Raw genomic sequence first — 16,385 nt, 5'->3', positions numbered from 1 at the left:
GTTACAGGCTGAACCCCAGCTCAAACAACGTGCCGCTGGCATCGCTCACCACTCGCACCTGGCCGCCGTGCAGTTGCATGATCGAATGCACAATCGCCAGGCCCAGGCCGCCAGAGTCGCCCGGCTGTGCCCGTGACGGGTCTACCCGGTAAAAGCGGTCGAACAGTTTGTCGATATGTCGCGGATCAATCGCCGGGCCAACGTTATGCACACCTGTCCAGCAATACTCGGCATCGTCGCGACGCAGCAAGCGTACGGTCGAACCGGGCTGGGCATGGCGCACGGCATTGGCCAGCAGATTGCCCAATGCCCGTTGCAGCAGTTGCTGGTCAGCCACCAGCGGCCCGCTGAGCTGATTATCCAGCTGCAACTGTCGATCCTCGGCCAACGCCTCGAAGTAGTCACACAACCCGTCGCCCACCTCTCCAAGGTCCAGCACTTGCAGCTGTAACGGGCGTTGGCCGTGTTCGGCGCGGGCGAGAAACATCAGGTTTTCTGCCATGCGATTGAGCCGTTCGTATTCTTCGATATTCGACGCCAGTACCTCCTGGTACTCGGCTGTGCTGCGTGACTGGTTTAGTGCCAGGCTGTTGCTACCCAGCAAGTTGTGCAACGGCGTACGAATTTCATGGGCCAGATCGGCGGAGAACTGCGACAGCCGTGAAAAGCTGTCTTCCAGCCGTGCGAGCATGGCGTTGAGGGCCTGTACGGGTTCTTTGAGCTCGACGGGCACGTTGTCAGCGGCCATGCGTTGATCGAGGCTGCGTGGGTCGATGCCAGCCATGGCGCGAGCCAGTTCGCGTAAAGGTGTGAGGCCGCGACGCAAAAGCAGCAGGCCAAGACCGAAAGCCATCAATGCACCCAACCCCACCGCGCCATATAAACGCATGCGATAGCTGGCGAGCATTTGCTCACGCTCATCAAGACGTTTACCTACGGTTACGCTCAAGGTTTCCCCTGCCGGGCCTTGCGCCATACCGGCCAGCAACACCGTCGCGTCTGCCGTTTTGATATCCGAGCGCCGGGGCGCTTGTGCTTGGGCAATGGGCTGCACAGGCGGCAAGGCTTGTTGATGGGGATTAATGGCAATGAGCGGGCTGCCGTCCTCGCGGTTGACCAGCAACACGCTGTCCAGGTTGCCCAGCATGTTCTGATACAGGCGCGGGCGTTCCTGCAGGGCTTCCAGGCTGTCGCTGTCATGTAACAGGGCGCGTACCTGCTCAAGACGCCCCAGCAGCGCCTGATCGTCACGAAATGCGAGTTCCGAGGCCAGCGAGCGATACAGAAACACCCCGATCACGCTGAGTACCAATGCGCAGGTCAGGGCAATCGCCAGCGCCAGGCGCCAGGCGATGGATTTACTCATCGGGCGCTTCCAGCTGATACCCGACGCCACGCACAGTGTGGATAAGTTTGGGCATGTAGGGGTCGTCGACCTTGGCGCGCAATCGGCGCACGGCGACTTCGACCATATTGGTATCGCTGTCGAAATTGAGGTTCCAGACCTGCGAAGCGATCAAGGTGCGAGACAAGACTTCGCCCTGACGGCTGGCCAGCAGTTGCAGGAGCGAGAACTCCTTGTTGGTCAGGCTGATGCGCTGGCCGCCCCGGCTGACGCGGCGGCGCAGCACGTCGATTTCAAGATCGGCGATGGCATACGACTCGGCTTCGCGCATGGGGCCACGGCGCAACAAGGTACGTACCCGGGCGAGCAACTCGGCAAAGGCGAAAGGCTTGAGCAGGTAATCGTCGGCACCCAGTTCGAGGCCGCGCACGCGGTCTTCGATGGCATCCCGGGCGGTCAAAAATAGTACCGGCGTGGCGCCGCGCTGGCGAATCAGTTGCAGCAGTTGCCAGCCATTGAGCCCCGGCAGCATCACGTCGAGGATGATCAGGTCGTATTCCTGTTGCTCGACAAAGTACCGACCGTCCAGCCCGTTCAGCGCCACATCCACCGCAAAGCCTGACTCTCTAAGGCCCTTGGCCAGGAAATCGGCCGTCTTGGCTTCGTCTTCAACCACTAACAAACGCATCGCACACCTCGATCAATCGTCTGCACAGGCTAGGCGTCTTCGGGGGTGTTGCCTATTACAAACTTGTAATGCAACTGACGGAGTTCTGACGAGGGTCGCTGGTTAAGGTGGGCACATTCGTACAGGAGCTAGCCAATGATGCTGAAAACCTTGTTGTTGTGGACTGCCGTTGGCGCTGCCGGTGTGGCTCATGCGGCGCCGAATCTACCCCGTCATGCCGATCTGGATCTGGCCACCGCCCGCCAGCTGGCCGATGCGGCCATCACGCACTGCACGGGTGCGCTGAGTGTGCTGGACCGTGGTGGCAACGTACTGATGGCGATGCGCCCGGAAAGTGTTGGCCCGCACAACTTGCTGGCCAGCCAGCGCAAAGCCTACACGGCGTTGTCGACCAAAACCCCGACCCGCTTGTTTGCCGAGCGGGCACGCAGCAATCCTGAGGCAAGCAACCTCAACTCCATTGCCGAACTGTTGCTGCTGGGAGGAGGGGTGCCGTTGTTTGCCGAGGGTGAGTTGGTAGGTGCCATTGGCGTGGCCGGTGCAGGTGGCGCGGAGCAGGATGAAGCGTGCGCGATCAAGGCGGCGCAACAGATTGGCCTGACGACTCAACGCTGAGTTGATTGTTTTTTAACCACTATTAGAGGATGACCGATGAAATCTTTGCGAATCACGTTGGCGGCTTTGAGCCTGAGCGCAGTGTCGAGTCTGACACTGGCCGCTGGTAACCCGTTGAGCGTGCATGTGCTCAACCTTGAAAATGGCCTGCCGTCACCGGGCGTGAACGTAACCCTGGAAAAGCACGTGGGTAAAGACTGGCAGCCGCTGGCGCAGGGCGTGACCAATGAGCAGGGGCGCATCGGCGAACTGTTCCCGGCCAAGCAAGCGTTCGAGGCGGGTGAGTATCGTGTGGTGTTTAAAACCGGTGAGTACTTCAAGAAAGCTGGCCACGAGACGTTCTTCCCGGAAATCCCGGTGATTTTTGAAGTGAAAAACGCCGATCAGCATTACCACATTCCGCTGCTGCTCAGCCCGTACGGCTTCTCGACGTATCGCGGTTCGTAGGCCTGCCAAAAACCTGTGTGGGAGCGGGCTTGCTCGCGATGGGATTGCTGTGGTTTACCTGTCAGACCGCAGCGCCTGAATCGCGAGCAAGCCCGCTCCCACAGGCTTATCCACAGCGCTGCGCAAGCACCATCAAATTACGAGGTGTCAGCTGGCTGTCGCAAAACTCGCCGACCTGCACTTCGTAGCCGTTTTCCTTCAGGTACAGCGCGCGATCCAGCACCAGCCACACCTCCAGCGGACGACGGAAAAGCCCGCGCACCAACTCCAGATTACGCACCTGCGCCAGTCGCTCCCAACCTGCCGCTTCCAGTGCCGGCCAATCTTCGCTGCCGCGTGTGGATAAGTTCTTCAGCGCCGCCAGATCCTCGCAGTACTCGGCAAACGGCTTGTTCAACCAGGTGCCGGGCAGTGAAGGTGTGGATAAGTATTCATCGCACTGACGGAGCTGGCGCTGCCACAGATCAAAGCCCAAGCGCCGTGCCATTGACTCGTCGCGCTGGCGTCGTACACGGTTGCCGGCCGTCACGGTTTCGCTCATGGGCAGGCTCAGGTCTTCCAGCGACAGCTGCAAGGCTGAAGCTTTAGCGGCTGTGGATAACGGCTGATAGTGCGGCGTGCTGATGCGGTTGTAGCAGCAGGGCGACACGGCAAGTTGTCCACAGCCCGCCGCGCTTGCCAGTTGCAGCAGGCGCACATGTAAATCGCCACAGGCATGCAGCGCCACGGGGGTCATCCCGGGCGTGAGCTGCAAGGCCGCTTCGGGCGCGAGCACGTCCTGTTGCACATGACGCACCGCTAGATGATGGCGCTGGCTGAGTTGCTGGCCGGACTCGATCAATGCCGGGTCATACTCCAGGCACGTCAGTTGCTGTCCGGCGCTTAACAGCCTTCGCCCCAAATGGCCTTTTCCCGAACACCAGTCCAGCCAGTGAACGGGTGTTTGTGTGAAGGTCAGGCTCTGGGCGAAGGCTTGAATTTGCTGCCATTTACGCCCCGGCACATCCACCTGTAAACGCGGGTTCGCAGGTGCAAGGGTCTGTGTCCGCAGCCGGTCGACCTTACTCAAGGCGAGGGACGTTGCCGCCAGTTCGGGGAATGGCGCGGGGGCGGGCACGTGTTGGGGATGGTTGTGGCTGGATTCGGCGTCTTGCAACGAACGTTGGCGCAACCAGTGCGCCAGATCGGGGTGTTGCGCTTCCCACGGCATGTTCAGGTGAGTGAAAGGCCGTGGGCGCCACACGTGCTGGTGGTCACGCAAAAAACTGTCCAGCGCCTCAAAGCGGGCGAGCAGCGGCTCGCCCTCGCGGTTAGCGGCCTTGGCAGGCATCGACGCGCAACCAGCGCTCCAGCAGCTTGAACCCCTGGATCAGCACAAACGACATCAGCAGGTAGATCGCGCCTGCGGTCAGGAACATGTCCACCGTCAGGTAGTTGCGAGCAATGATTGTGCGTGTCATGCCGGTCAGTTCCAGCAGGGTCACGGTACTCGCCAGCGAGCTGGCCTTGAGCATCAGGATCACTTCGTTGCTGTACGCCGGCAGGCCGATGCGCGTGGCGCGGGGCAGGACGATGTGCACCAGGGTTTTGAAGCGCGACATGCCCAGGGCTCGTGCCGCCTCGATTTCACCCGGCGGAATGGCCTGGATCGCGCCGCGCAGGATTTCGGCAATATAAGCGGCGGTGTGCAGGGTCATGGTGATGATTGCGCACCAGAAAGGGCTGCGCAGATACGGCCATAACGCGCTTTCACGCACCAGATCGAACTGGGCCAGGCCGTAATAGACCAGAAACAGTTGGATCAGCAGGGGAGTGCCCCGGAAGAAAAAGATGTAGGCGTATGGCAGCGTACGCACATACCAGAGCTTGGATGAGCGGGCGATGCCCAGCGGGATGGCCACAATCAGACCGGCGATCACCGAAATTGCGGTCAGCTCCAGGGTCAGGGTTGCGCCCTGCATCAGCTTGGGCAGCCATTTGAGGATTACTTCCCACTCCATTACGTCCTCCTCACGAAGCCGCGCGCTGCGCGTTTTTCAAGCACGTGCATGGTGCCCATGGCCAGTACGGTCAGGCCCAGGTACATCACGGCTGCCACCATGTAGAAGGTGAACGGGTGTTTGGCGAAGGTCACGGCGTTTTGCGCCTGACGCATGATTTCTTCCAGACCGATGACCGACACCAGCGCGGTGTCTTTCATCAGGATCATGAACAGGTTGCCCAGGCCGGGCAGGGCGATACGCCACATTTGTGGCAGAACCAGCCGGGTGAAAATCCGCGGTTTGGACAAACCCAGCGCCATGCCCGCTTCGCGGTGGCCTTTGGGGATGGCCAGAATGGCGCCGCGGAACACTTCGGTGGCATAGGCACCAAAGCACAGGCCCAAAGCGATCACCCCCGCCGCGAAGGCGCTGAGGGTGAGTTCGGGCATGCCGATGTATTCGCCGATGGCGCGCACCAGATTCACGCTGCCGAAGTAAATCAGCAACACCCAGAGCAGTTCGGGAACACCACGAACCAGGGTCGAATAGGCGCCGCCCAACCATCTAAGCGGTTTGTAGGGGGATGTTTTGGCCAAGGCACCGAGCAATCCGAGCACCAGGCCCAGACACAGCGCAGTGAGTGCCAGTTTGACGGTCATCAGCGCGCCAGCGGCAAGCGCCGGGCCGAATCCGTATAGATCGATAGTCATGGGGTAGGCAGGCTTTGCTAGGGACCGTCGCGCCCGCAGGCGCGACGGTCAGGCAGGTCAGTAGATGCTGAACGGGAAGTACTTGTCGTTGATCTTCTTGTACGTGCCGTCTTCAACGATTTGCTTGAGGGCCAGGTTCAGCTTGGCGCGCAGTTCGTTGTCGCCTTTACGCAGTGCGATGCCGACCTTGTCGTCTTCGTTGACCGGCTCACCTTTGAACTCGTATGCCTGGCCAGCCGGGCTTTTCAGCCAGTCGTAGTTGGCGTACTTGTCAGCCAGCAATGCATCGACACGGCCCGAAGTCAGGTCGAGGTAGGCGTTTTCCTGGGTGTCGTACAAAGAGATGGTCGCGTCGGTGCCCAGGTTGTCATCCAGCCAGGTTGCGGCCTGAGTTGAACGCTGGGTGCCCAGGGCCTTGCCCTTGAGGGACGCGATGTCGGTTTTGAAGTCGACTTTTTTCGGTGCGATGAACTGCTGCTTGTTGGAGTAGTACGGGTCGGTGAAATCGACCGCTTGCTTGCGTTCGTCAGTGATCGATAGCGAAGACACGATGAAATCGTACTTTTTGGCGTTCAGTGCCGGGATGATGCCGTCCCAATCGGACGTGACGATTTCGCACTCGGCTTTCATCTTGGCGCACAGTGCCATCGCGATATCGGGGTCGAAGCCCACTACTTCGCCACTGGCGTTTTTGTTATTGAACGGTGGGTAAGCACCTTCAATCCCTACTTTGTACTTATCTACAGCCAGGGCGTTGGCGCTGAAAACCAGTGTGGCGGCAGCGGCCATGAGAAGCTTTTTATAGTTCTGCATTCGTGTTGCTCCGTTAGCGGTTGCTGGACATGAATTGTTTACAGCGCGCCGAAACCGGGTTGTCGAACACCTGTTCTGGCGACCCTTGCTCTTCGATCAGGCCCTGATGCAAAAACACTACTTCGCTGGACACCTGACGGGCAAAGCCCATCTCGTGGGTCACCAGCAGCATAGTGCGACCTTCTTCGGCGAGCGCGCGGATCACACTAAGTACTTCTTGAACCATTTCCGGGTCAAGTGCCGATGTTGGTTCATCGAACAGAATTACTTTGGGCTGCATGGCCAACGTGCGTGCAATCGCAGCGCGTTGCTGCTGACCGCCGGACAATTCAGAGGGATAGGCATGACGTTTTTCGCCAATCCCGACCTTGGCCAGCAATGCTTCGGCAACCTCGATGGCCTCGGCTTTGCTCTGCCCCAGCACCCGACGCGGAGCCTCGATAATGTTGTCGAGGATGGTCATGTGCGGCCACAGGTTAAAGTTTTGAAATACAAAACCCAGTTCACTGCGCATGCGATTGATCTGCTTGCCATCGGCCGCGATCAATTCGCCATTTTTGGCTTTCTTGAGTTTGAGCTCTTCCCCGGCGACCAGGATCTGGCCTTCATGGGGGTTTTCCAGCAGGTTGATGCAGCGCAACAGGGTGGATTTGCCGGAACCGGAAGAACCCAGGATCGAGATCACGTCGCCGTCGCGTGCGGTCAGCGAGATACCTTTAAGTACCTCAAGCTCGCCGTAGCGTTTGTGCAAGTTGCGGATTTCAAGCGCGGGCGTGGCCAAAGCCATGTGCGTTCCTCATTGTGTTCGGGTGCGATCCTGCTGTTGGGCGGCCTTCCTGGCGCAGGCCAAGCTAGCATAGGGCTGCAGAGGCAACCAGCCGCCCTGAAGACACAAAAGACGCAAGGGTGGCAGTTTGTCGCATCGCTACAGCAGAGTGTCGCGCCGACAACAACCGACCCCATATTTCGCCGTTCGGCCAGACAGGTGTCGCTTAAAAAAGGTCGCGATGTTGCCAGCTTTGGCCCGGTGTTGGAAGCGCGAACCTACTAAAGGTTAAAGATGTGCACCGCTTTTGGGCCATATGGGCGGTTTTGGGTATTTTTGGTGCGCCGATAGGCTTGAAACTGAGTGTTACGGTAACAAATGGGCAAAAAGCCATTACTCTCAATGGGTTGCAGTGTATGTTGCAAATCGTTGCAGCCCCCGTAGACCGTGCCCTTGTCACATTCTGGCTCAGTTATTGCGTAAAAGATTCTAAACGCCCCGTTGGTTACTTTTTACGAATGTCAACGCGGGTGCTCGGAATGGCTTCAATGAAAGGTAGTCCCAATGAGCAATACGCAATCCTCTAATGGTCTGGAACAAGGGCTTAAGCCACGGCATGTGACCATGCTGTCGATTGCCGGAGTCATCGGAGCCGGTTTGTTTGTCGGCTCCGGACACGCGATTGCCCAAGCAGGCCCTGCCGTGCTGTTGGCGTATGCCGCAGCAGGCACCCTGGTGGTACTGGTGATGCGCATGCTGGCCGAAATGGCCGTTGCATCCCCTGACACCGGTTCGTTCTCCACCTACGCCGACCGCGCCATCGGGCATTGGGCCGGTTTCACCATCGGCTGGCTGTACTGGTGGTTCTGGGTACTGGTTATCCCGCTGGAAGCCGTCGCCGCCGGTACCATTTTGCATGCATGGTTCCCCGATACGGCGATTTGGGTATTTACCCTGGTCATAACCCTGTTGCTGACAGTCACCAACCTGTTCAGCGTCAAGAACTATGGTGAGTTCGAATTCTGGTTTGCGCTGGTCAAAGTGCTGGCGATCATTGGCTTTATTGTTCTGGGCCTGCTGGCGATTTTCGGCTTCCTGCCTACCAGTCAGGTCAGCGGTGTCGCGCACCTGGCCGATACCATCGGCTTTATGCCCAATGGCATGGGCGCTGTACTGGCTGCCATGTTGACCACCATGTTCTCGTTCATGGGGACTGAAATCGTCACCATCGCAGCGGCGGAATCCAAGGACCCAAGCAAGCAGATCACCAAGGCCACCAACTCGGTGATCTGGCGGATCGGCTTGTTCTACCTTGTATCGATCTTCATCGTTGTGGCCCTTGTACCGTGGAATGACCCGGCGCTGGCGCAGTTCGGTTCCTACCAGACCGTACTTGATCGCATGGGTATCCCGAATGCCAAGCTGATCGTTGATATCGTGGTATTGATCGCCGTTACCAGCTGCCTGAACTCGGCGCTCTACACCTCCTCGCGGATGCTGTACTCCCTGAGCAAACGCGGTGACGCTCCGGCTGCGGCCAAACGCACCAACGCGGCTGGCACGCCTTACTGGGCGGTGATGATGTCCACCGGCGCAGCCTTTGTAGCGGTTTTCGCCAACTACGTAGCGCCGGCTGCTGTGTTCGAGTTCTTGCTGGCCAGCTCCGGCGCCATTGCGCTGCTGGTGTATCTGGTGATTGCGGTATCGCAATTGCGCATGCGCCAAAAGCGTACGGCGCTGGGTGAGACCATCTCGTTCAAGATGTGGCTGTTTCCGGGCCTGACCTATGCGGTGATCGTCTTCATCGTGGCCATTTTGACGATCATGCTGTTCCAGGAAGCGCATCGTGTTGAAATCATGGCCACCGGTTTGCTGAGCATTCTGGTGGTGTCGGCTGGCCTGCTGGTGGCACGTCGTCGACGCATTGAGAAGTTGGGGGCAACGGTACTCAGCTGAGGCCAGGACGGTTCTTGCGGTTGAGTAACAAAAAAAACCGCCATCCTTCGGGATGGCGGTTTTTTTGTGGGCATTACAATTGCCGCTACCTGTCAGAGCATTCTGGCTACGGTAAAGCGGAACTCGCTGCCTTCTCCCGGCGTGCTTTGCGCCATTAACTGGCCGCCATGGGCCTTGATAATGCCTTGGGAGATGTACAGCCCCAGGCCTGTACCCAGCGAGTTACCCTCTTTTGCTGTCCAGTAACGGTCGAAGATGTGGGGCAACTGCTCGGGCGCAATGCCCTTGCCCGAGTCCCGCACACTGAAGACGATGTCGTCGCCGTTGGACATGGCTGCCACGCCGATTTTGCCTTGCGCCGGGGTGAATTTGATCGCATTGCCGATCAGGTTGGACAAGACCTGAAACAGACGCTCCGGGTCGGCGTTGATTTTCAGGTCGGGTTCGGCGTGGAAGGTCAGCTCCACCGCCTTGTCCAGCGCCAGCGGCGCAAGCAACGCGAGTGCTTCTTCAAAAATCTGGCTGACATCCAGCGGCTGCGGGCTGATGGTGTAGCGTCCGGCCTCGATTTTGGAGGTGTCCAGCAAGTCATCGAGCAGCACGCTCATGCGGCTGCTGGCCTGTTGCATGGTGTCGATGGCCGATGTAATGCGTCGCGAGGTGTGCGGCCCTTCGCTGCTGAAGGCTTTTTGCATCATGCCGCAGAGCATTGAAATGATGGTCATGGGGTTGCGCAGGTCGTGGGACACCACTGCCACCAGCTCGTCTCGTGCCCGCACGGCCTGTTGCTCACGCAGCACCTGACGCGACAGGTCATTTTCCAGGGCCGAGCGCCGCAGGTCATTGGCCGCAAACAGATCGCCGTGGCTCCATTTGGTGGAGATGCCGTCCATCTCGACCTTCCAGATTTCGAAAGAGGTGCGCGGACTCAAGCGCAGTCCGTTGCTGCCAGCTTCAAGGTTGAGCGGCTTGCTGGGGTCGCCGCTCCACGGGATGCTTTCTTTGACTTCACTGCGAAACCACAGCACGGCGTTGTCCACAGGCTTGGGCAGGGTCATTGCCAATAAACCGCTGGCGATGTCCTTGTACTGCGCTGCCGGGGCATGGAGTGCGCTGAGGTTATGACTGGAGAAGACCGGCTGGCCGCTGTCCTTGAACCATTGATACAGCCCTCGAATGTCTTCTGAAGAAGGACACTGGCCATAACGGTGCAGCACTTTGTCTTCCAGAATGGCCACGCCGCTGGCACCGGTCAGCGCCATCAATACCTCAGGCGCCTGTGCCAGGCCTTCAAAAACGGCTTCGGTGTTTTGCACCATGGCCGCGTTCAGGCGTACCAAGGCATCCATTTTGGCTTCGCGTTGGCGGCTGATCTCCAGTGTCTGCAGGGCGCTGATTTGCAGGGACAGCACCTGGCCGATGGTTTGGCAGGCCATGCGCAGTTCATGGGGCACGTGCAGCGTTTGGCGATGCCCGCAGCTGATCAGGCCCCACAGGCGTTCACCATCCATCAGCGAAATGCTCATGGATGACAGCACGCCCATGTTTTTCATGTACTGGCAGTGAATCGGCGAAACGCTGCGCAATACGGCCCCGCTCAGGTCCAGTGCCTCGCCGTTGTCAGGGCGCAGGGCGGGAATCAACGGGACTGGCTGGTAGTCGGCATTGGGGATGATGCGCAGCCAATGGGTGCGGTAAAGCTCGCGGGCCTGCTCCGGGATGTCAGAGGCGGGGAAAAACATCCCATTGAATAATTCCATCGAAGGCGAGGATGCTTCCGCGATGACCTGGCCGTGGCCTTCATCCTGGAAACGATAGATCAGCACCCGATCGTAGCCCGTCAGCGCCTGAATCTCGCGCACGCAAATTTCGTACAGTGCGGGGAGTGTCTTGGCGGATTGCAGGCGTTGCAGCATGCGGCTCAGGTTGCGCACTTTGTTCATCGTGCTGTGGATTTCTGATGCGTCGGGCTTGAGCTCAAGCTCGAGCACCAGAATGTCTTTATCGCGGTGCAGCAGGCCCTCGTATTCGCGCCCCTGCAAGCTCAGGGCCAAGGGTGGCGCATCGGCCAGCGTGGCATGGCCTGCGGCCTGCTGCACGGCGTCAGCCGCGGCTGAGCCGGTAAGAGCGGCCAGTGGCAAGCCGAGCAGCGACTCGGCGCTCTGGCCGAACATCGCCTGCACATTGTGGCTGACTTGCTGAATTCGCAGGTCGGGCTGCGACAGGGTCACTAATAAACCGTGGGGTTGAATGGCCCCGGGAAAGCGGATGGGTTCATCAGCACAATTGGCCAGCAAGCGTTCAAAAGCTTGAGGGTCCTGTGGGTTCATACCAAAACCTCCTGACGTTCGAGCCATTGCTCGAAACAGCTAAACGTAGAGCAGGCAGCCTGCACGGCTTCGCCTCGCGCTTGAGCGTCGAGGGGCACACTGCCCAGAAAATCCATGAATGCCTTCCATTGCTGTCCTGTGGCTGCGCCGTAAACAAAAAGAAACGCGCAGCCGTTGTGCGTATCAAGGCCCAGGCGTTCCGATATCTGCTTGCGCAGCACATTACCGCCCAGCGTGGCGCCCTCCAGCACATACAAGGCGCCCAGCACACTGGCCTGGCTGTGCAATACGGGGAGGGTATCGCACAGCTCAAGCGACGGGATGCTGACCCCCAAAGCTTGCAGGTCTCGACACAATGCGGGCGTCTTGAGTCGTGCCTGCAGGTCAAAACCGCATGTGAGCCAGGGGCTGTGTTGTAGCCGCTCCTCCAGCTCGTGATAGAACCCGTAGTAGGCGCCCAAGAGGCGCTTGTAGCGTTCAAGGTCGAGTGTGTCGCTGAAGAACGGGAGGCGTTTTTCAAGGGCGACATGGAGTGTTTGAGTGCCAGAACGCAGCGCGTTCAGAGCGGGCGATACCGCTGATAAAGTTTGGTCTTGTGGCATGCCTTATAAGAGGGCTCTCTGTGTGCGACGAGAAGTCGGCGCTCATTTTTGTAGGAGCTCATGGCCTTTAAAAAGTGCAATTTTTTTGCATAAAGCGCAGCTGAACAATGGCCGGCGTCAGCCCGTTTTTATGCGCATTGTATTTCGGGCAGCGTCCTTAACATGGCGCATCATTGCCCGATGGCGTTGGCCTCAACCAGGGCCTGTTCACGGTCGAGTTCGGCGCGCAGTTCCTCTTCGGTGGGCAGGACCAGCGTGTATTTGCTGGCGAACAGCTGCTCGTTGCCATGCAGTACTGAGTAGCGCACCACTGAAGCATCCTTCTGTGCGCAGAGGATGATGCCTACGGTTGGACTGTCTTCGGGGCCGCGTTTGAGGTCATCGTAAAGGCGCACATACATGTCCATTTGGCCAATGTCCTGATGGCTCAGCTCGCCACGTTTCAAGTCGAAAATGACAAAGCATTTGAGCAGGTAATTGTAGAACACCAGATCCACATAGAAGTCTTTGCTCTCGGTGCTGATGCGTTGTTGTCGGGCGACAAAGGCGAAGCCTTTGCCCAGTTCCAGCAGGAACCCTTGCAGGTGATCGATTAGTGCTTGCTCCAGCCCCGTCTCGAAAAGCCCCGTAACCGTAGGCATGCCCAGAAACTCCAGCAGCACCGGGTCGCGCACAAACTCACGGGGGCTTTTGTTCAGGGGGGCCAGATGGGTGGTTGCCTCCTGCTTGATCGCCGGACGGTCCTGGCTGACCAGCAAGCGTTCGTAATAGAGCGTACCGATTTGCCGCTCCAGGGCACGGGTGGACCAGTTCAGCGTGGCTGTTTCGTTCATGTACCACTGGCGTGCATGCTCGCTGTCGACTCGCAGCAGGGTGCGGTAATGGGTCCAGCTCAATTCGGTACGCACTGCGTTCCAAATTGGAAATGCCTGATAAAACCCTCGCATGTGCCTCAGGTTGCGCTCATCAAAGCCTTTCCCGAATTCAGCCGTCAGGGCTTTGGCCAGCGTTGGCAGGAGTTGCTTGCCATACTCGGCCCGTGTCGTACCGGCCTGTTCGTATTCGATGATGTGCCGACCCATGTTCCAGCAGGTTTGCACGTGCAGCGTATCCACTGCGCGCAGGACCTTTTGCCGTGACTGGCGGATGAGTTCGCTCAAGGCGCTGAGCAGAGGAGTCAGATCAGGGGTGGGTGGAGTGACGGGAAGCGGGGGATTCATAGTGAGTGCCGCGCATTGACCGGAGGGGTCAATGAGAATGTCACTGCCATTTTGTATTAGCAGTTGGTTTTTTGCGTGAAGCGTCTTAAATATAACGATGAAAACTACCGGTCCTATGTGAGGTGCTCATGCTCGAATTACGCCCCAGTTGCGAATGCTGTGATTGCGACCTGCCTCCTGATTCGGCACAAGCGCGGATTTGCTCATTTGAGTGCACCTTTTGTGCAACGTGTACTGAGCAGCATCTGGGGGGGCTTTGCCCTAATTGCGGGGGGGAGTTGATGGTGCGTCCGCGCAGGCCGGCCAACAAGCTGGCAAATAATCCGCCGTCGAGCTTGCGGGTGCATAACCCTCAGGGATGTGTCGCGCGTTGAGGGCGACGCCGCTGTCGAGGCACGAGGCTGCGATCGATTGCAGCCTGGCTGTACTCGTTAGCGGTGATGAGTTGTCAGGTTGGGATCAGTGAGTCGACAGTCGCTTTGGCGGCCCGCAAGGCGTGGTGCAGCACAAAGGCGTGATGGGCGTCGATCTGGGTAATGCCGGTTGCGGCGGCGTCCAGAGCGTGGGCGACGGCTGACAAGAGTTCCGAGGCACTGTGCAAGGCGTCTGCTGCAGGAATGTCCGGTGTCACGCTGAATAACAGATGGCTGCGTCCGCTTTCGTGGAAAGCGAGTGGGGTGGTGGGGTGTTGATACATGATCTTCTCCAACTTTTCAGTGAGAGCTGACACGATCCTTCCTACGGGATTGGGTGGCAGCCATGTGCGGGGTAGGAATACCGGGAAAGTTGGCACCCGGCCAGACCGAAGTCTGCCCGCACACAGCTACCATAGAGCGTTATCTCAGGCATAAAAAAACGCCAGAGATACAGTCTTGGGCGCTACGCGCCAACTTTTAATCAGGTTCCTACACCCGGCCACGGGATTGACCGCGACGCAACGGACTCTAACCCTCGAACACCTTCTTGGCAACAGAGTCAAAAGCCCTACACGGGCGCTTTGAAAGAAACCGTCTGCCCCGGCACATCCGCGGCCAATTCCCCTCGCTGCAGCCACTGCAAGGCAATGGGCCACAAGCTGCTCTGAAAGCGAGTGTGAAAAAACGCGAAGTGACCGATGGCTGTTTCGCCGATGTCTTGCGGTTGGATGCGCAGATGCGTGCGCGGGCTGGCGCTGAAGTAGCTCAATAAGCGCTCGATGGCCGCTACGGTGCCGAAAGGATCGTCGCCAAGACTGATGGCGAGAGTTTTGGCGGTCACGGAGGAAAAGGGCAGGGCTGCAAGGCCGCGTGCGCTGGGGAGTCTTTCGTAGTGGGTGCTGAAGGCGCTCCAGTCCTTGACCACGCCCGCCGGGGTGTCTTCGAGCCAGCCCAGGCGTTTGCCGGGGAAATAACCGCATACATGAGTCAGCAGCGGCATGACCCCGTGCCACTTGGCGAGCATCTGCCAGCGCTGTGCGGGCGCATAGTCGCGCCAGTGGGCAAATTGCGCGCCCACTGTCACCAGATGACGGATTGCCTGGCCGGAAGCCATCAGGCCCGCTGCGCAGCCGCCAAAGCTGTGGCCAACCACATCGATCGGCTGGCCGGGATATTCGCGCTGGGCACGCTTGAATACGGCTTCCGCGTCCAGCGCGCCCCAGTCCGACCATGTGGCTTCAAAACCGCGCAACGATCCGGTGCGCGAGGCGCCAATGCCGCGATAGTCGAACAGCATCACGTCCAGGCCGTGGCTGAACAGGTAGTGGGCAAACCGCGAGTAGTACAGGCAGCGCACCGAGGTGGCGGCGTTGATGATCACCACTGCGCGTGAGGCGTCTGGCGTGGGTTGGCGCCACTCGAAACCACCCAGCAGGTAACCGTCAGCAGCAGGCTCGGTAAACGCCCGGCTGACAGGTTCGAGCAGGGCTGCTGTCAGTGCGCGCTCCGGGCGTTGCGCTCGGTCAGCAGGCGAGAGGCTTCGACATAGGCTTTCTGGAACGCAGGCGTTTCGATCCAGGCTACGGCGCTGTCTTCATCGTCGCCATGGATGGCAATGCGGTATTCGATCAGCAGGCCCATCAGGAAGTCAGTCGCAGGTTCTTCTTCCTCTTCCGAGATCACCAGTTCCAGTACCGGGTATTGCAGGAATACGGTGCACATCGTTTGCAGGCTGGTGGCTTCGGCGGCTTTCATCACCTGGAACAAATCGTCGTAATCGGCCGGGTCAAAGCCGTTGTCGAGGATGTCCTGGAAGTTGAACGTGCTGAGGTCGATTTTCACGTCATCGAACGGGTTGTCGATCAGCGCGCCAGCCGAAGTTTTGGCCGGTTTGCCGATGCGGTTCTGCTTGGCTTTGGTCTTGGCCCGCTGCGCGTGCTTTTGCTGTTTCTTTGGCGTTGCCATGAACATGTGTCCTTTACGGGCTAAGGGGGTATTGAACCTCAGGTTTTGGGGATCGCCAAGCGTGGATCATGGGTTGGGCCGATTATCTGTTGTGGAGCCGGGCCAGCCTGGAACCTATCTCGCTCGGATCGCTCACATGTCAGACAACAACCTGGCCTTCTGGAATACACCGAACCATGAAAATCACCTCGCTGACCTTCTTGTGTTTGACCGCTTTTGCCGTTCAAGCCCACGCTTCCAGCTCCGATGCGTGGGCGACCTACGACAAGGACGTACTCGCCCGCTGCACCCAGGCAAGCACTCTGAAAAAGGCGACCCCCGTCGGCACTCCTGCGCAATTTGACGATCGGGTGGGCTACACCGCGATTCTGCTGCAGGGTCAATACCCGCAGAAACACATGAAAGGCCGGCAAGGCACTGAGCTTTGCCTCTTCAACAAACAGTCAAAAGTGGCCTACGTGACCGAGTGGGACTCAATCCGACCTGTCGGGAAGGCTCAGTAATGAGGCGCCGGGGTCAAGGCAAAGACG

At 58.9% G+C, this 16,385-nt stretch carries 18 protein-coding genes; 5 read left to right on the top strand and 13 right to left on the bottom strand.

What is annotated here, in order from left to right:
• Nucleotide 1: 1 nt before the first annotated feature.
• A complete protein-coding gene (locus tag TU76_RS17975) occupies nt 2-1,366 on the bottom strand; it encodes a heavy metal sensor histidine kinase (protein WP_019824772.1) in 1,365 nt (454 codons plus the stop codon).
• Entirely contained in the window at nt 1,359-2,033 is a 675-nt protein-coding gene (locus TU76_RS17970) for a heavy metal response regulator transcription factor (RefSeq protein ID WP_019824774.1), read from the bottom strand. Before TU76_RS17970 ends, TU76_RS17975 begins: the two co-directional genes overlap by 8 nt.
• Before the next feature lie 135 nt (nt 2,034-2,168).
• On the opposite strand from TU76_RS17970, the gene TU76_RS17965 reads away from it, so the two are divergent.
• Both TU76_RS17965 and uraH read left to right on the top strand, forming a co-directional pair.
• Nucleotides 2,169-2,648, top strand: coding sequence for a GlcG/HbpS family heme-binding protein (locus tag TU76_RS17965; RefSeq protein WP_046810326.1), 480 nt, complete (start codon nt 2,169-2,171; stop codon nt 2,646-2,648).
• 36 nt (nt 2,649-2,684) lie between these two features.
• The gene (gene uraH / locus TU76_RS17960) at nt 2,685-3,095 is read left to right on the top strand and encodes a hydroxyisourate hydrolase (protein WP_019824778.1); all 411 of its coding nucleotides are present in this window, start codon (nt 2,685-2,687) and stop codon (nt 3,093-3,095) included.
• Between the two features lie 106 nt (nt 3,096-3,201).
• Here the strand turns inward: uraH and TU76_RS17955 are convergent, their stop codons facing one another.
• From TU76_RS17955 to TU76_RS17935, 5 genes are read right to left on the bottom strand one after another with little or no spacing between them, the layout of a single operon-like run.
• Nucleotides 3,202-4,425, bottom strand: a complete 1,224-nt coding sequence (locus TU76_RS17955; RefSeq protein WP_048352243.1) for a methyltransferase — start codon at nt 4,423-4,425, stop codon at nt 3,202-3,204.
• A complete protein-coding gene (locus tag TU76_RS17950; RefSeq protein WP_019824781.1) occupies nt 4,406-5,095 on the bottom strand; it encodes an ABC transporter permease in 690 nt (229 codons plus the stop codon). The genes TU76_RS17955 and TU76_RS17950 overlap by 20 nt, the downstream gene beginning before the upstream one ends.
• A complete protein-coding gene (locus TU76_RS17945) occupies nt 5,095-5,787 on the bottom strand; it encodes an ABC transporter permease (protein WP_019824782.1) in 693 nt (230 codons plus the stop codon). Before TU76_RS17945 ends, TU76_RS17950 begins: the two co-directional genes overlap by 1 nt.
• Before the next feature lie 57 nt (nt 5,788-5,844).
• Nucleotides 5,845-6,600 (bottom strand): ABC transporter substrate-binding protein, encoded by a 756-nt coding sequence (locus TU76_RS17940; RefSeq protein ID WP_019824783.1) that lies wholly within the window; start codon nt 6,598-6,600, stop codon nt 5,845-5,847.
• A gap of 13 nt (nt 6,601-6,613) precedes the next feature.
• Nucleotides 6,614-7,387 carry an ABC transporter ATP-binding protein gene (locus tag TU76_RS17935; RefSeq protein WP_019824785.1) on the bottom strand — a complete coding sequence of 258 codons (774 nt, stop codon included), beginning with the start codon at nt 7,385-7,387 and terminating at the stop codon, nt 6,614-6,616.
• A gap of 543 nt (nt 7,388-7,930) precedes the next feature.
• Between TU76_RS17935 and gabP the strand changes: the two genes are divergently transcribed.
• A complete protein-coding gene (gabP, locus tag TU76_RS17930; protein WP_019824786.1) occupies nt 7,931-9,322 on the top strand; it encodes a GABA permease in 1,392 nt (463 codons plus the stop codon).
• A 92-nt stretch (nt 9,323-9,414) separates the two neighbouring features.
• Here the strand turns inward: gabP and TU76_RS17925 are convergent, their stop codons facing one another.
• The 3 genes from TU76_RS17925 to TU76_RS17915 all read right to left on the bottom strand — a co-directional run bounded on the left by TU76_RS17925 (nt 9,415) and on the right by TU76_RS17915 (nt 13,474).
• On the bottom strand, nt 9,415-11,652 hold the full coding sequence (locus TU76_RS17925) for an ATP-binding protein (protein WP_048352242.1): 2,238 nt from the start codon (nt 11,650-11,652) through the stop codon (nt 9,415-9,417).
• Nucleotides 11,649-12,254 (bottom strand): biliverdin-producing heme oxygenase, encoded by a 606-nt coding sequence (locus TU76_RS17920; protein WP_048352241.1) that lies wholly within the window; start codon nt 12,252-12,254, stop codon nt 11,649-11,651. Before TU76_RS17920 ends, TU76_RS17925 begins: the two co-directional genes overlap by 4 nt.
• A gap of 170 nt (nt 12,255-12,424) precedes the next feature.
• Nucleotides 12,425-13,474: a PDDEXK nuclease domain-containing protein gene (locus tag TU76_RS17915; RefSeq protein ID WP_048352240.1), complete on the bottom strand. Its 1,050-nt coding sequence runs from the start codon at nt 13,472-13,474 to the stop codon at nt 12,425-12,427.
• A 128-nt stretch (nt 13,475-13,602) separates the two neighbouring features.
• Between TU76_RS17915 and TU76_RS24875 the strand changes: the two genes are divergently transcribed.
• Entirely contained in the window at nt 13,603-13,848 is a 246-nt protein-coding gene (locus tag TU76_RS24875; protein WP_019824794.1) for a DUF1272 domain-containing protein, read from the top strand.
• 74 nt (nt 13,849-13,922) lie between these two features.
• On the opposite strand, the gene TU76_RS17910 is transcribed toward TU76_RS24875, so the two are convergent.
• From TU76_RS17910 to TU76_RS17900, 3 genes are all read right to left on the bottom strand, one after another.
• Nucleotides 13,923-14,204: a DUF3077 domain-containing protein gene (locus TU76_RS17910; RefSeq protein WP_231984131.1), complete on the bottom strand. Its 282-nt coding sequence runs from the start codon at nt 14,202-14,204 to the stop codon at nt 13,923-13,925.
• A 254-nt stretch (nt 14,205-14,458) separates the two neighbouring features.
• On the bottom strand, nt 14,459-15,325 hold the full coding sequence (locus TU76_RS17905) for an alpha/beta hydrolase family protein (protein WP_048352239.1): 867 nt from the start codon (nt 15,323-15,325) through the stop codon (nt 14,459-14,461).
• A 59-nt stretch (nt 15,326-15,384) separates the two neighbouring features.
• Complete coding sequence (locus TU76_RS17900) at nt 15,385-15,855, bottom strand: hypothetical protein (protein ID WP_019824800.1); 471 nt, start codon at nt 15,853-15,855, stop codon at nt 15,385-15,387.
• Nucleotides 15,856-16,031: 176 nt separating this feature from the next.
• On the opposite strand from TU76_RS17900, the gene TU76_RS17895 reads away from it, so the two are divergent.
• Nucleotides 16,032-16,358, top strand: coding sequence for a hypothetical protein (locus TU76_RS17895; RefSeq protein ID WP_048352238.1), 327 nt, complete (start codon nt 16,032-16,034; stop codon nt 16,356-16,358).
• The last annotated feature ends 27 nt before the right edge of the window (nt 16,359-16,385 follow it).

The sequence above is a fragment of the Pseudomonas psychrophila genome (assembly GCF_001043005.1).
Classification (GTDB): Bacteria; Pseudomonadota; Gammaproteobacteria; order Pseudomonadales; family Pseudomonadaceae; genus Aquipseudomonas; species Aquipseudomonas psychrophila.
The sequence above is the reverse complement of the archived record's forward strand: the minus strand, read 5'-3'. Positions and strand labels throughout refer to the sequence as shown.

Excerpts from the sequence above, each read along its gene's own strand:
- TU76_RS17975 (WP_019824772.1), bottom strand. The coding sequence starts at position 1,366 with ATGAGTAAATCCATCGCCTGGCGCCTGGCGCTGGCGATTGCCCTGACC.
- TU76_RS17970 (WP_019824774.1), bottom strand. The coding sequence starts at position 2,033 with ATGCGTTTGTTAGTGGTTGAAGACGAAGCCAAGACGGCCGATTTCCTG.
- TU76_RS17965 (WP_046810326.1), top strand. The coding sequence starts at position 2,169 with ATGATGCTGAAAACCTTGTTGTTGTGGACTGCCGTTGGCGCTGCCGGT.
- uraH (WP_019824778.1), top strand. The coding sequence starts at position 2,685 with ATGAAATCTTTGCGAATCACGTTGGCGGCTTTGAGCCTGAGCGCAGTG.
- TU76_RS17955 (WP_048352243.1), bottom strand. The coding sequence starts at position 4,425 with ATGCCTGCCAAGGCCGCTAACCGCGAGGGCGAGCCGCTGCTCGCCCGC.
- TU76_RS17950 (WP_019824781.1), bottom strand. The coding sequence starts at position 5,095 with ATGGAGTGGGAAGTAATCCTCAAATGGCTGCCCAAGCTGATGCAGGGC.
- TU76_RS17945 (WP_019824782.1), bottom strand. The coding sequence starts at position 5,787 with ATGACTATCGATCTATACGGATTCGGCCCGGCGCTTGCCGCTGGCGCG.
- TU76_RS17940 (WP_019824783.1), bottom strand. The coding sequence starts at position 6,600 with ATGCAGAACTATAAAAAGCTTCTCATGGCCGCTGCCGCCACACTGGTT.
- TU76_RS17935 (WP_019824785.1), bottom strand. The coding sequence starts at position 7,387 with ATGGCTTTGGCCACGCCCGCGCTTGAAATCCGCAACTTGCACAAACGC.
- gabP (WP_019824786.1), top strand. The coding sequence starts at position 7,931 with ATGAGCAATACGCAATCCTCTAATGGTCTGGAACAAGGGCTTAAGCCA.
- TU76_RS17925 (WP_048352242.1), bottom strand. The coding sequence starts at position 11,652 with ATGAACCCACAGGACCCTCAAGCTTTTGAACGCTTGCTGGCCAATTGT.
- TU76_RS17920 (WP_048352241.1), bottom strand. The coding sequence starts at position 12,254 with ATGCCACAAGACCAAACTTTATCAGCGGTATCGCCCGCTCTGAACGCG.
- TU76_RS17915 (WP_048352240.1), bottom strand. The coding sequence starts at position 13,474 with ATGAATCCCCCGCTTCCCGTCACTCCACCCACCCCTGATCTGACTCCT.
- TU76_RS24875 (WP_019824794.1), top strand. The coding sequence starts at position 13,603 with ATGCTCGAATTACGCCCCAGTTGCGAATGCTGTGATTGCGACCTGCCT.
- TU76_RS17900 (WP_019824800.1), bottom strand. The coding sequence starts at position 15,855 with ATGGCAACGCCAAAGAAACAGCAAAAGCACGCGCAGCGGGCCAAGACC.
- TU76_RS17895 (WP_048352238.1), top strand. The coding sequence starts at position 16,032 with ATGAAAATCACCTCGCTGACCTTCTTGTGTTTGACCGCTTTTGCCGTT.